Genomic DNA, 13,788 nt, shown 5'->3' with positions numbered 1-13,788 from the left:
TCAGGGAGGCGTATGCCGCGTGCGGGCTACCGCTGTCAGCAGACCTTCACGCGGGCCCGGTTGGGGAGGTACTTGCTCCATTCGTCGTCGCTGAGCCCTCGCCCCGCGATCCGACAGGCAGCCTTTCGGGCTGCCTCGGGGCGGTAGTCCCAGTGCGAGAGGGCCCCCGTGGACGACACGAGCGTGATGGTCGACCCGTCCGCCTCGAACGACGCGGCGGCAAGCCCTTCGGACCGCATCGACCCCACCAGTCCGCTGTGCCCGTCGTACACCCGCACCTGCTCGTCCCCGACGGTCATGAACTCCGTTCCGTCAGGGGAGTAGGTCGGGAAGTCACCTCCAGCCTGAGGTCCCACCACGGGAGCAGCTACGACGAGGGTCGTGGCGTCGAGCACCGCCGTGGCTCCGAAGTAGGCCTGAGAGGGGGCGAGACCGCTGGCGGCGATCGTGCGGCCGTCGGGGGCCCAGCGGAGGCCTATGGCAACGAACCCGAGGTCGGCTCTGCGCAGCTCCCTGCCTGACTCGAGGTCGAGGAGGACGACCTGCTCGCCGGCGATGGCGACCGCGCGCCGGCCGTCCCTGGTCACCGCCACGGCGCCCGCTGGCTTCTGTGAGCTGATCTGGATGTCGGGTCCGGAAGCCCGGCCTCCTATGCCGAACGTCCTCACCCAGCCGTTCCTCGTGCCGATCACGAGGCCAGAGCCGTCGCCGGTGAAGGCAGCCGCAAAGACACCATCAGCGGGGACTCGATGCTCCTCGAGGAGTCGGCCACCGTCGCGGGCCCACACCCTGACCCACTCGTCGTCGAGCAGCGAGGCCACAGCTTGGCTGTCCGGTCGCCAGGCGAGCCCGACATACCATCCCTCCGTCTGACGCGTGGGCGTCGCCGGAGAGAGGGTGCCGCCCTTCACGTCCCTGAACTGCAGCACGTCCCCGTGCTCGGTGCGCTCGAAGTAGGCGACCGTTCGACCGTCGGGCGACGCGGCTGAGATGAGCGGGTCGCCAGCGAGCTCGTGCTCCACCGAGGCGGACGACGGAACGTATCGGCGATCACCCTTGAGGTCCCAGGCGAGCAGGAGCCCATCCGTGCGACCGCCGTACAGCGTCGTCCCATCTCGTCCGAAGGCCAGGCCCGCAGCTGCTGTCTTGTCACCCGTCGGGTAGCGCGCCCCCGGGAGGTCGGGCCGGACGACGGAGCGGACCACCGTCGTCCCGTCGACCACGTACGCCACTCGCTTGCCCTCAGGGTCGAACGCGAGCGGGTGATCGATCTGCCCGTCCTCGCTCAGGGTGGCCACCGTCGTCAGCCTTGCGGCGTCCAGCACCCTGATCTGGTTGCCGTCCCGGAGGCCCAGCCGCGACCCGTCAGGGCTCGCCACGAAGCCTTCCGGGTTCGTGGCCGCGAGCGAGGAAAGCTCTCGACCCGTCGAGCTGTCGTAGACGTGACCGCCCTCTCCCGAGGTGATGAAGACCCGTCGGCCGTCGCCACTGACCACGGGCGTGCTGCCCGTGATGTAGGGCACGGAGAACGCCGCGACCGGCCGTCTGAGGTTCCCGGTGTCCCACACCCGGAAGACGGTCTTGCCGTCCGCCTCCCGAGGGTGGATGAAGCCGGCCGTCAGCCACTTCCCGTTGGCGCTGTAGGCGAAGCTCTCGTGGAGCACGCGCCCTGCCGGCATGCCGCCGAGCTGGGTCGGCAACAGCTTCGCGGTCCGTGGGTCGAGCAGTCGCAGGGGGATCGCTTGGACGGGCCGTTCGCCCGTGGGCGCCCACGGGTTGGCGCTGGCAGCCAGCTGCGTGCCGTCCGGGCTGAAACGGACCGACCGGGTGGTGACCTCGTCGTTGCGGGCCACCTCGGCAAGCGTGGTGGCGTCGAAGATCGCGACTCCTCCCACGGGCTCGGCAGCGGCGATCGTCCTGCCGTCCGGGTGAAGGGACAGCGAGATGAACCCGCCGTGGTTGCGGGTGGCGCGGATCAGCTGAGGCGCCCGGTCGAGCACCTGCGCCAGTGCGAAGCGGGTGTCGGCGGAGTCGTCCAGGGCAGTGCTGGCGCTAGCGAGGAGCAGTGAGCGGTCGATCTCGGTGGATCGAAGTGCCTCTGCGCTGAGCCTGCGCGCGTCGTTGCCCAGGGTCTGTGCGGCGGCCACGGTCGCCTGCTGGTCGGCCCGGTCGGCAGCGGTCTTGGCCAGCGCCCCGGCCACGATCGACACGGCGAGCAGCACGGCGACTGCCGCGAGACCGGCACGGAGCCGTTGGTTGGAGCGCCGTTCCCGGTGGACCTGCTCCTCGGTGGCGCGCTGTTCGGTCTCGGCCAGCTCGGCCGAGGTGTCGAGGAAGGCACGCTCCGGGGGCGTGAGCTCAGGGTCGTGGCTGCGCCGCCACTCCGCTGCCCTGGCCTGCCGCACGCCGCGGTAGAGCTCGCTGTCGGGTCGCCCCAGCTCGTCCCAGCTCTCGGCGGCCACGGTGAGGTGGCGCATGATCCGGAGTCCGTCCACGTCGTCGTCCAGCCACGAGCGCAGCCGCGGCCAGGCGACCGCCAGCGACTCGTGCGCGATCTCCACCGTGTCGCCGTCGCTGCTCAGCAGCCGGGCCCCGACCAGGGCCTCGACGACCGCGGTGTGCTCGTCGTCCGCCGTGACGACGCGTCGGGGCACCCGGGTGCGCACTGGTTCCCCGGCGTCGTCCGACGAGACCAACCGCACCATGAGGTCACGGAGCATGCCCTGCTGGCTCGGGGTCAGCTCGCGGTAGAGCCGCTCGGCGGACTGGGCGACGGCTTCGCGCACTCCTCCTGTCGCGGCATACCCCTTGACCGTCAGCGTGTCGCCCTCGCGGCGCCGCCAGGTCTGCCGCAAAACGTGGGACAGCATGGGCAACGCCCCCGGCGAGCCCTCCACCTCGCGCACCAGGAGGTCGACCAGCCCCGGCTCGAGCCGCAGCCCAGCCTGGGCGGCCGGGCCCTGCACGGCACTGCGCAGCTCAGCCGGACCCATGCCGCCCAACAGGTAGAGGCCCCTCTCGGCGAGGTGGGCGAACTCGGGGTGGACGGCGAGCTCGCCGAGGCGGTCCGCGCGCAGCGAGAGGACGAGTCGACCGCGTGCGGCGAACTCGCCCAGTCCTGCGAAGAACGCCTCCCGCTCCGGTGAGGTCTCCGGGAGCGCGAGGGCTTCCTCGCACTGGTCGATGACGAACACCGCACCAACGCCGGCCGGCGCCAGGGCCAGCACCTCCTCCGGGTGGGTCCCGGGCGTCACGATCTTCACCGCGTGACCGTCACGGACCAGTGCCGCGGCCACCCCGGCGCGGATCAGCGACGACTTGCCACACCCGGACGGCCCCACCACCGCGAGGACGCCGGCCTCGTCGAGGCGTTGCAGGCAGGCGACGACGTCCGCCTCGCGGCCGAAGTATGCCGGGGCGTCACCGACGTCGTAGGCGACCAGTCCGAGGTAGGGACAGGTGGCGTCCTGCTCGGGGGGCGTGCCCTGGGTCACGAGGGTGGGGTCCTGCCGCAGGATCGCCTCCTCGAGCTCGGCAAGCTGGGGCCCGGGGTCGAGCCCGAACTCGTTGACGAGGGTGGCCCGGGCGCGCTGGAGCGTCCCGAGGGCCTCCGCCTGACGGCCCGCCTGGTACTGCGCGAGGGCCAGCAGCCCCCACCGGCGTTCGCGGGTGGGCTGCTGGGCGACCATGCGATGCAGCTCACCGAGGACGTCGCGGTGCCGCCCCGCGCGGATGGTCGACTCCGCATACAGGTCCTCCGCATCGCGCCGGCGTTCACCGAGCCGTTCCGACTCGATCCGCCCGGCCTCCCACTCGGTCAGCCGCTCCAGCGGGTCGCCGCGCCAGAGACCGAGCGCCTGTCCGCTGGCGTACCGGGCCCGCTCCGGCTCACCCGTCGCGAGCAGCTCCCCGGCCCGCTGCAGCAGGTCCTCGAAGCAGAGGTGGTCGAAGTCGTCGCGGTGCAGCACGAGCCGGTAGCCCGCGCTGGAGGTCACGATCGCCGGGGTCCCCAGCTCCTTGCGCAGCCGGGAGACGCACCCCTGGACGACCTTGGGCCACGACGGGGGAAGGTGCTCACCCCAGAGGGCTTCCGCGATGGCCTCGGCCCGCACGGTCTCACCGGGGCGGGCGGCCAGCGCCTCGAGGACGACCTGGTCCCGCGGCGCCAGGAGGATCCGTCCCTCATCGACTTCGAGGGGGCCGAGCACGGCGATGCGCACACCTTGAATGTGACCCTCTGCCGGTACCCCGTCAACGGTCCTGATACCCGGCTGATACCCGACCGGCGCTGCCCCGGTACCGGTCGGTGCGACAAAGGTCGTGGACACCCCGTCCGGCACCAACCACCAGCGCAAGCAAAGGACCAGGACCATGTCGCACCACACCAGCATCCGCCGGTCGGCCTCCATCCTCGGAGCCACCGGACTCATCGCCCTCTCGATGGCCGGGCCGGCCAGCGCCCGGCAGGTCCCGGGAAACGGCGACTGGGCGGACCAGCACTGCTCCACCAACTGCTACGAGGGCGGGACGACGGGCGGCAGCCAGCGGACCGTGCCCGGCCCGATCGACGGAAGCGGGGTCGAGGTGCTGCAGCTCGGCGCCGGCCTGCTCGCGGGTATCGCCCTCGCCGGTGCGGGTGCGGCGGCGTTCTCACGCCGCAGCCACGGCCACCTGGCTCACCCGGCCTGATCGCCCCGTACACCGACCCGCGGGGGCCCGGCACCGAGCAGGTGTCGGACCCCCCGGCGTTGCATCGGGCTCTTGTTTGGAATACCAAGTTCCCTTAGAGTTCCAAGCATGAGCCTCACCGACCGTGAGCGGGACATCGTCGACCTGCTCCGTGCCCAGCCCCTCCTGGATGCCGCAGCGATCGCGGAACGGCTCGGGTCGACCAAGGCGGCGGTGTCGGTGCACCTGTCCAACCTCACGCGGAAGGGCGCGATCCTCGGTCGCGGCTACATCGTCCGCCCGGATGCGCACTCCGTCGTCGTGGTGGGCGGCGCGAACATGGACATCAAGGCCCACTCGAACCACCCGATCGAGCTGCGCACGTCCAACCCCGGCGCGGCCATGAGCACCCCCGGCGGCGTGGGGCGCAACATCGCGGAGAACCTGGCCCGGCTCGGCAGCCCCACCCACCTCGTGGCCCCGGTCGGTGGCGACTCGTTCGGCGACGAGATCGTGGCGGCGACCCGCGCTGCCGGCGTCGTCGTCGACCACCTGATCGCGTCGGACGACCCGACCGGTACCTACCTCGCGGTGCTGGACTCCAGCGGCGAGCTGGTGGTGGCGGTGTCGAACATGCGGGCGACCGACCGGCTGACCGTGCGCCAGCTGATGGCCTCGCGCGACCTGCTCAGCCACGCGACCCTGCTCGTCCTCGACGGCAACATCCCCGAGGCGCCGGCAGCCTGGCTGCTCGACTTCGCCGCGGCGGTCGAGGTGCCGGTGGTGCTCGACCCGGTCAGCGTCGCCAAGGCGCGTCCCCTCGCCCACCTGCTCTCCCCGCAGCGGCCCGTGCTCGCCCTCACCCCCAACCTCGACGAGCTGTCGGCCATCGTCGGCGAACCGGTGACCCAGACCCGTGCGGCGATCGCCCGAGCGGCCCGTCGGCTGCACGACGTGGGGGTCCAGAACGTCTGGGTCCGCCGTGGCACCAAGGGGAGCCTGCTCAGCAGCCTCGGTGACACCGGACGGGCCACTGTGGTCACGCTGCCCGCCCCGCCCGTCACGGCGGTCGACGTCACCGGGGCCGGCGACGCGATGACCGCCGCGTTCGTCCACGCCCTCATGCGCGGCGACAGCGCCGTCGACGCAGCCCGGTTCGGCCAGATGGCGGCCGCCCTCACCGTCGCCAGCCCCGAGACGGTCCGACCCGACCTGACCCCCCGACTCATCGACGCGGAGCTCCGGAAGGCCCTGCGTGACCCGAGCCCGGGTGACACGACCCAGAGTGGCAAGACCCCGAGCAGCAAGACCCCGACCAGCAAGACCCCGACCAGCAGAACCCCGAACAGCAAGACCCCGACCAGCAAGACCCAGAACCGCCAGGCCAAGGAGAGCGCATGACCACCCCCCACCCCTCGCTCCAGCTCACGACCGAGGTGGCCGAGGCGCTCGCTGCAGGCCTCCCGGTCGTGGCGCTCGAGAGCACGATCATCAGCCACGGCATGCCCTACCCCCGCAACGTCGAGATGGCGCTCGAGGTCGAGCAGATCATCCGTGCCGGCGGTGCGGTGCCGGCCACGATCGCGGTCCTCGACGGGGTGCCGCGGATCGGCCTCACCCGCGACGAGCTCGAGACCCTCGCGACCCACCCCGACGTCGCCAAGGTCAGCATCCGCGACCTGCCCTACGTCATCGCCCGTCGCGCGCACGGCGCCACGACCGTCGCCAGCACCATGCGGCTGGCTGCCCTGGCCGGGATCAGGGTGTTCGTGACCGGCGGCCTCGGCGGGGTGCACCGCGGCGCCGAGACGAGCTTCGACATCTCGGCCGACCTGACCGAGCTGGGCCAGACCGACGTGGCCGTGATCAGCGCCGGCGTGAAGTCGATCCTCGACATCGGCCTGACCCTGGAGTCGCTGGAGACCCTGGGCGTGCCCGTCGTGGTCGTCGGCTCCGACGAGTTCCCGTCCTTCTACTCGCGCGAGAGCGGCCACCCGGCGCCGATGCGGGTCGACGGTGCGGACGACCTCGCCGCGATGATGCGCGCGAAGTGGTCGCTGGGCCTGTCCGGCGGCATCGCGGTCACCAACCCGGTGCCCGTCGAGGACGAGATCCCGGCCGCCGAGATCGGCGTGCTCATCGACCAGGCCCTCGCCGAGTGCGCCGAGCGCGGCATCCACGGCAAGGACATCACGCCCTTCCTGCTGGGCCGGATCGTCGAGCTGTCCGGGGGTGCGAGCCTCGAGACCAACATCGCCCTGGTGCGCCACAACGCCCGGCTGGGAGCCGCGCTCGCGACGGCATACCAGGCACTTTCTCGGGTTTAGGGGGAAAGGTTGCGCTTCACCCGACTTGCGTTGTCGGGTGAAGCGCAACAAAGTCCCTTGACCCGATAAAGGTGAGGTATGCCGCGGGGCCGGCTCCACGGGGTGCGTCCACGGTGCGGGTCGGTCGTCGCTGGGCGGGGTGCGGGCGGGTAGCCTCGGTTCGTATCTGTCCGGCACCGTCTGTTCAGCAATCCGATGGAGAATTCTGTGGCCACCATTGACGCAGTAGGCGCTCGCGAGATCCTCGACTCGCGCGGCAACCCGACGGTGGAGGTCGAGGTGGCGCTGGATGACGGCACCATCGCCCGCGCCGCCGTTCCCTCCGGTGCCTCGACTGGTGCCTTCGAGGCGGTCGAGCGTCGTGACGGCGACAAGAACCGCTACCTCGGCAAGGGTGTCGAGCAGGCGGTGGACGCTGTCCTCGACGAGATCAACCCCAAGCTCGTCGGCTACGAGGCCAGCGAGCAGCGCCTCATCGACGGAGTCATGCTCGGCCTCGACGGCACCGACAACAAGGGCAAGCTCGGCGCCAACGCCATCCTCGGCGTCTCGCTCGCGGTCGCCAAGGCCGCTGCGGAGTCGGCCGGCCTGCCGCTGTTCCGTTACCTCGGCGGACCCAACGCCCACGTCCTGCCCGTGCCGATGATGAACATCCTCAACGGCGGCAGCCACGCCGACTCAAACGTCGACGTGCAGGAGTTCATGATCGCGCCGATCGGCGCCGAGACCTTCCGCGAGGCGTTGCGCTGGGGCGCCGAGGTCTACCACGCGCTCAAGGGCGTGCTGAAGGAGCGCGGCCTGGCCACTGGCCTCGGCGACGAGGGTGGCTTCGCCCCCAACCTCGAGTCGAACCGCGCGGCCCTCGACCTCATCCTCGAGGCGATCGAGAAGGCCGGCTACCAGGCCGGCACCCAGATCGCGCTGGCCCTCGACGTCGCTGCCAGTGAGTTCCACAACGAGGACGGCACCTACCAGTTCGAGGGCGCCGCCAAGTCCTCGGCCGAGATGGTCGACTACTACGCCGACCTCGTCGACTCCTACCCGCTGGTGTCCATCGAGGACCCCCTCGACGAGGAGGACTGGGACGGCTGGAAGGCCATGACCGACCGCCTCGGCGACCGGGTGCAGCTCGTCGGTGACGACCTGTTCGTCACGAACCCGGTGCGCCTGCTGCGCGGCATCGAGTCGGGCACCGCCAACGCCCTCCTGGTCAAGGTCAACCAGATCGGTTCGCTGACCGAGACCCTCGACGCCGTCGACCTGGCCCACCGCAGTGGCTACCGCTGCATGATGAGCCACCGCTCGGGAGAGACCGAGGACGTCACCATCGCCGACCTCGCCGTCGCGACCAACTGCGGGCAGATCAAGACCGGCGCGCCCGCCCGGTCCGAGCGGGTCGCCAAGTACAACCAGCTGCTGCGCATCGAGGAGGAGCTCGACGACGCCGCGGTCTACGCCGGCGCCGGCGCCTTCCCGCGGTTCTCGGCACAGGCCTGACGGCGGGCAGGCAGGGACTGACGATGGCCGACTCGGGACACGGCACGGACGGGCAGGACAAGCCGGTCCGGCGGTCCAGCGCGCCCCGCGCCGGGACCGAGCGCGCCGGGACCCCGCGCGCTGGGACCCCGCGCGCCGGGACCGCCCGCGCCGGGACGTCCCGCGGCAGCTCGACCCGGTCCACCACGGCGCCCCGGTCGACCACCCCTCGCGCCGGCACCGGGCGACCCGGCACGGCGCGGGGGGCGTCGGCCCGACCGGGAGCCGGCCCGGGTCGCTCCCGCGCCACCGCCTCGGGTACGGCCCGCAAGGTGGCCGGCTCGCCGCTCCCGCCCGAGCGGCGCAGCTCCCGCGGGGTGATGCGCGTGGTGGTGCTCGCCTCGATCTTCGTGCTCCTCGCGGTCACCCTGGTCCCGACCCTGCGGTCCTACCTGCGCCAGCAGGGCGAGATCGACGCCCTGCGCGGCCAGGTCAGCCAGCAGCGCCAGGGCGTGAGCGACCTGCAGAAGGAGCAGGCCCGCTGGCACGACGACGCCTACGTGATGCAGCAGGCGCGCGAGCGGCTCAAGTTCGTCAAGGTCGGCGAGAAGTCCTACACCGTGATCGACGGCAAGCCCTCGGCCAAGGCGCTGCCCGGGGTGGCCACGGCGCCAGCGGCCTCGAGCGACCACCCGTGGTACGGCCAGCTCTGGGAGTCGGTGCAGGTCGCCGACGCCGGCCCGGCCGCGACCGGTGCGACCTCCGGCACGACCTCCGGCACCCCGGCCAAGTGAGCGACCAGCCGACCCAGGCCGACCTCGACGCGGTGCAGGCCCAGCTCGGTCGCGTCCCGCGGGGCGTGGCCGCCGTGGCCCACCGCTGCCCCTGCGGCCACCCCGACGTGCTCAAGACCGAGCCGCGCCTCCCCGACGGCACGCCGTTCCCCACGACCTTCTACGCGACCTGCCCCAAGCTGACCGGCGCGATCTCGACGCTCGAGTCCACCGGGCTGATGAAGGAGATGAGCGACCGCCTCGCCGACGATCCCGACCTCGCGGCCGCCTACGCCGCGGCCCACGAGGACTACCTGACGCGTCGCGCCGAGCTGGGCCAGGTCGAGGAGATCGAGGGCATCTCCGCCGGTGGCATGCCCACCCGCGTCAAGTGCCTCCACGTGCTGGTCGGCCACTCGCTGGCCGTCGGCCCCGGCGTGAACCCCCTCGGCGACGAGTCCCTGGCCCTGCTCGACGACTGGTGGGCGTCGGGCTCCTGCGTGGCTGCTCCGGCCGCCGATGGCGAGGAGTGAGCGCGTCATGGGTGCGGTGACCCGCGTCGCTGCAGTCGACTGCGGCACGAACTCGATCCGCCTCCTGGTCGCCGACGTCGACCCGGACCGCGGCACCCTCGTCGACGTCGCGCGTCGCATGGAGGTGGTGCGGCTCGGCTACGGCGTCGACCGCACCGGCCGGATCGACCCCGTCGCCATGGAGCGCACGCTGGCGATGGCCCGTGAGTATGCCGCGCAGTGCCGTGAGCTGGGCGCGGAGCGGGTGCGCTTCGTGGCCACCTCCGCGTCACGAGACGCGGCGAACGCCGACGAGTTCGTGGTCGGCGTGCGGGAAGCCTTCTCCCACTACGGGATCGCGCCCGAGGTCATCTCGGGTGACGAGGAGGCCGCGCTCTCGTTCCGGGGGGCCACGGGCGAGCTGCGGGCACGCGGCATACCCGGTCCGTATCTGGTGGTGGACCTCGGTGGTGGCTCGACGGAGTTCGTCCGCGGCACCGACTCGGTCGAGGCTGCGCGCTCGGTCGACATCGGCTGCGTGCGGATGACCGAGCGGCACCTGCGGTCGGATCCGCCGACCGACACCGAGATCGCGGCAGCAGTGCGCGACATCGATGCTGCGATCGACAGTGCTGCCGAGGTGGTCGACTTCGCGGGGGTCGGGGCGCTGGTCGGGCTGGCCGGCAGCGTCACGACGATCACCGCCCACGCGCTCGGGTTGGCCGCCTACGACCCGCAGCGGATCCACCTCACCGAGCTGGACTCCGACCAGGTCCTGGCGGCCTGTCAGTCGTTGCTGCACCTGACCCGCGCGGAGCGGGCGGCGCTGGGGTTCATGCACCCGGGCCGGGTCGACGTCATCGGGGCAGGGGCACTGATCTGGCACGAGGTGGTGCGCAGGCTGGCCGGTCTGGGCGTGCACCGGGTCATCACGTCGGAGCACGACATCCTCGACGGGATCGCGCTCTCGGCGGCAGCGTCAGCGACGCCGCCGGACTCAGCGGCGGGGGAGTAGGGCGTCGAGCCCGGTCCACACCGTCGACACGACGACGTCGGTCGCCTCCTGCGTCGAGACCCCGGGTCGCCGGGTGCGCCACACGGCGACCCGCTCGCACGCGCCGATGATGACCTCGACGTAGCCCTCGAGCAGCCGGTCGGGCACCCCCGCGAGGGCAGGCGCCTTGCGGAAGGTGGCCATGGTCGCCGCGGACTGCTGCTCGCGGATGCTCTCGATGAGCGGACTGGCCTGCGAGGCGACCGCCCCCTCCTGCTGGATGAGGACGAACGCGTTGGCGTGCTCGTCGATGAACTCGAAGAACGCGCGGACCCCGGCGCGGAACACCACCTCGAGCGGTGCGTCGGCGCCGACGTCCTGCCAGGCCGCCTCGGTCGCCACCCGCAGCTGGGTGCGCGCCCGGGTGATGCAGGCGGAGAGCAGGCCCTCCTTGGAGCCGAAGTACTCGTAGATCAGGGGCTTGGTGACTCCTACCCGCTCGGCGATGTCCTCCATCGTGGTCGCCTGGAATCCCCGCTCCGCGAAGACCTCCTCGGCGATGCGCAGGATCTGCTCCTCGCGCTGGGCACGCGGCATCCGCACGCGCGGCACGGGAGTGGCGATGGGCGGCTGGGGACTCGGCGGCACGCGGCAACTCTACCGTGGCGGCGACCAAACTTACTGATGGTAAGTTGGCGCCATGGCGACACCTCACCACCGGGTGGTCATCGTCGGCACCGGGTTCTCCGGGCTCGGCCTGGCGATCCGCCTCGCCCAGCGCGGCGACCACGACTACGTCGTCCTGGAGAAGGCCGACGAGGTCGGTGGCACGTGGCGCGACAACCGCTACCCGGGCTGCGCCTGCGACGTCCCGTCGCGGCTCTACTCCTTCTCCTTCGCCCAGTTCCCGAGGTGGTCCCGCGACTTCGCGACGGCCGGCGAGATCTGGTCCTACCTGCGCCAGGTCGCCGACCGGTATGCCGTGCGCGACCGGATCGAGTTCGGCGCCGACCTGCGCGCGGCGGAGTTCGACGAGTCGACCGGTCGCTGGACCCTGACCGCCGGCGACGGTCGCCAGTGGACCTGCGACGCCGTGGTCCTCGGCGTCGGAGCCCTGCACGAGCCGAAGCTCCCCGATCTGGAGGGGCTCGAGTCCTTCGCCGGCGAGCTGGCGCACACCGCCAGGTGGCCCGAGGGGACCGAGCTGGCGGGTCGGCGGGTCGGCGTCGTCGGCACCGGGGCGAGTGCCGTGCAGCTGGTCCCCGAGGCCGCGCCCGTCGCAGCCCACACCACCGTCTTCCAGCGGACCGCGGCCTGGACGATGACCAAGCACGACCAGGAGTGGAGCCCCACGCGGCAACGCCTCTTCGCGCGCTGGCCGACCCTGCAGCGGCTGGTGCGCTGGCGGACCTACTGGTCGCTGGAGGCCAGGGCCCCGTTGTTCGTCCGGCTCCCGGGGCTGGCGCGGTTCGTCGAGCGGATCGCCCTGCGCGAGCTGGCTGCGGCAGTCCCCGACCCGGTGACGCGGGCCGCGCTGACGCCCGACTACCGGATCGGCTGCAAGCGGATCCTGCTGTCCAACGACTACTGGCCGACCTTCGCCCGCCCCGACGTCAGCCTCGTGACCGACCCGATCGTGCGGGTCGAGCCCGACGCGGTCGTCACGGCCGACGGCACGCGGCACGAGGTGGACGTGCTCGTCCTCGGGACGGGTTTCGACGTGAGTGGCAGCACCGACCGCATCGACGTCCGCGGTCTCGGCGGACGCACCCTCGCCGACGCCTGGAGCGAGGGGATGCACACCAACCTCGGCATCACCGTGGCGGGCTTCCCCGAGCTCTACCTCCTGCTCGGACCCAACACCGGGCTCGGCCACAACAGCGTCGTCACGATGATCGAGTTCGCCAGCGACTACGTGCTCAAGGCGTTCGACCGGGGCGCGGCTGGTCCCCGGGTCACCACCCGACAGGCCCAGGACGCCTTCACCCGCGAGATGGTGCGGCGCTCCCGTCACACGATCTGGGCCACCGGGTGCCGCAGCTGGTACCTCGACCGGTTCGGCAACAACACCGCCCTGTGGCCGGGCTCGACCCTCGGCTACTGGCTCCGCACCCGCACGGTGGACGACTCCCAGTTCGAAACAGTCAGCCTCCACTCCCCAGCGAAGGAATCCGTTGATGCGCAAGGCATTTGAGCCCAAGGTATCGATCGTCACGGGGGCTGCCTCAGGAATCGGCCGTGCCATCGCCGCTGAGCTCGTCGCCCGCGGCAGCCACGTCGTGGTCGCCGACCTCGACGGCGCCGGGGCGGTCCGGGCCGCCGGCGAGCTGGGCCCGCTGGCCAGCGCAGCCACGCTCGACGTCGCGGACGCGGCAGCCGTCACCGCCCTGGTCAGGAAGGTTGCCGCCGAGCACGGTCGCCTCGACGTGATGGTCAACAACGCCGGCGTCGCGATCGGGGGCCTGCTCGAGGAGCTCGACGAGCGGCACTGGGCCAAGGCGCTCGACGTGAACCTGCGCGGCGTGATCAACGGGGTCACGGCGGCATACGAGGTGATGCGCCCGCAGGGCAGCGGTCACATCCTCAACACCGCCTCGCTCGCGGGCCTGATCCCGGCCCCGGCGATGTTGCCCTACACGACCACCAAGCACGCCGTGGTGGGGCTCTCGACGGCGCTGCGCGCGGAGGCGGCGAGCCAGGGCGTGCAGGTGAGCGTGCTGTGCCCCGGCTTCGTCGACACCCCGCTGCTCGACGACGTGTATGCCGCGCCCGACAGCTTCGGGGGCAGCAGCGTCCGGGCCCGGGTCCGGCTGATGCAACCGAAGTTCCTCACGGCGGAGCAAACCGCGAAGGCGGCAGTCGACGGCCTCGCCGCGAACAAGGCAGTCATCCCGGTGGGGCTCCTCGCACACTTCATGTGGCGCCTGGTGCGCTATGCGCCGCCGGTGGCGCGGGCGGTCATCCAGGGGCAGGCGACCGGTCACCGTCGGCTCAACCAGAGGTCCGCCGCCAGGGCTGCCAAGGCCGGGCGGCGATGA

At 72.0% G+C, this 13,788-nt stretch carries 11 protein-coding genes; 9 read left to right on the top strand and 2 right to left on the bottom strand.

Annotation, left to right across the window (positions count from 1 at the left end; translation table 11 throughout):
- Positions 1-35 precede the first annotated feature (35 nt).
- The gene (locus tag AC1DWJ_RS07470; RefSeq protein WP_477620417.1) at positions 36-4,220 is read right to left on the bottom strand and encodes an nSTAND1 domain-containing NTPase; all 4,185 of its coding nucleotides are present in this window, start codon (positions 4,218-4,220) and stop codon (positions 36-38) included.
- Positions 4,221-4,371: 151 nt separating this feature from the next.
- Between AC1DWJ_RS07470 and AC1DWJ_RS07465 the strand changes: the two genes are divergently transcribed.
- From AC1DWJ_RS07465 to AC1DWJ_RS07435, 7 genes are all read left to right on the top strand, one after another.
- Positions 4,372-4,689, top strand: coding sequence for a hypothetical protein (locus AC1DWJ_RS07465; protein ID WP_457254515.1), 318 nt, complete (start codon positions 4,372-4,374; stop codon positions 4,687-4,689).
- Between the two features lie 108 nt (positions 4,690-4,797).
- Positions 4,798-6,069, top strand: coding sequence for a PfkB family carbohydrate kinase (locus AC1DWJ_RS07460; protein ID WP_477620416.1), 1,272 nt, complete (start codon positions 4,798-4,800; stop codon positions 6,067-6,069).
- Entirely contained in the window at positions 6,066-6,995 is a 930-nt protein-coding gene (locus AC1DWJ_RS07455; protein WP_457254513.1) for a pseudouridine-5'-phosphate glycosidase, read from the top strand. The genes AC1DWJ_RS07460 and AC1DWJ_RS07455 overlap by 4 nt, the downstream gene beginning before the upstream one ends.
- Before the next feature lie 207 nt (positions 6,996-7,202).
- Positions 7,203-8,492, top strand: coding sequence for a phosphopyruvate hydratase (gene eno, locus AC1DWJ_RS07450; RefSeq protein ID WP_457254512.1), 1,290 nt, complete (start codon positions 7,203-7,205; stop codon positions 8,490-8,492).
- Between the two features lie 23 nt (positions 8,493-8,515).
- The gene (locus tag AC1DWJ_RS07445; protein ID WP_477620415.1) at positions 8,516-9,265 is read left to right on the top strand and encodes an FtsB family cell division protein; all 750 of its coding nucleotides are present in this window, start codon (positions 8,516-8,518) and stop codon (positions 9,263-9,265) included.
- Positions 9,262-9,777: a DUF501 domain-containing protein gene (locus AC1DWJ_RS07440; protein WP_457252810.1), complete on the top strand. Its 516-nt coding sequence runs from the start codon at positions 9,262-9,264 to the stop codon at positions 9,775-9,777. Before AC1DWJ_RS07445 ends, AC1DWJ_RS07440 begins: the two co-directional genes overlap by 4 nt.
- Before the next feature lie 16 nt (positions 9,778-9,793).
- Positions 9,794-10,771 carry a Ppx/GppA phosphatase family protein gene (locus tag AC1DWJ_RS07435; protein ID WP_477620599.1) on the top strand — a complete coding sequence of 326 codons (978 nt, stop codon included), beginning with the start codon at positions 9,794-9,796 and terminating at the stop codon, positions 10,769-10,771.
- On the opposite strand, the gene AC1DWJ_RS07430 is transcribed toward AC1DWJ_RS07435, so the two are convergent.
- Positions 10,754-11,398: a TetR/AcrR family transcriptional regulator gene (locus AC1DWJ_RS07430; RefSeq protein ID WP_477620414.1), complete on the bottom strand. Its 645-nt coding sequence runs from the start codon at positions 11,396-11,398 to the stop codon at positions 10,754-10,756. The genes AC1DWJ_RS07435 and AC1DWJ_RS07430 overlap by 18 nt on opposite strands.
- 52 nt (positions 11,399-11,450) lie before the next feature.
- On the opposite strand from AC1DWJ_RS07430, the gene AC1DWJ_RS07425 reads away from it, so the two are divergent.
- Positions 11,451-12,944 (top strand): flavin-containing monooxygenase, encoded by a 1,494-nt coding sequence (locus AC1DWJ_RS07425; RefSeq protein ID WP_477620413.1) that lies wholly within the window; start codon positions 11,451-11,453, stop codon positions 12,942-12,944.
- Positions 12,928-13,788, top strand: coding sequence for an SDR family NAD(P)-dependent oxidoreductase (locus AC1DWJ_RS07420; protein WP_477620412.1), 861 nt, complete (start codon positions 12,928-12,930; stop codon positions 13,786-13,788). Before AC1DWJ_RS07425 ends, AC1DWJ_RS07420 begins: the two co-directional genes overlap by 17 nt.

Source organism: Pedococcus sp. P2_D7 (assembly GCF_056404295.1).
Note: the sequence above shows the minus strand (reverse complement) of the source record. Positions and strands in the feature narration are given on the sequence as shown.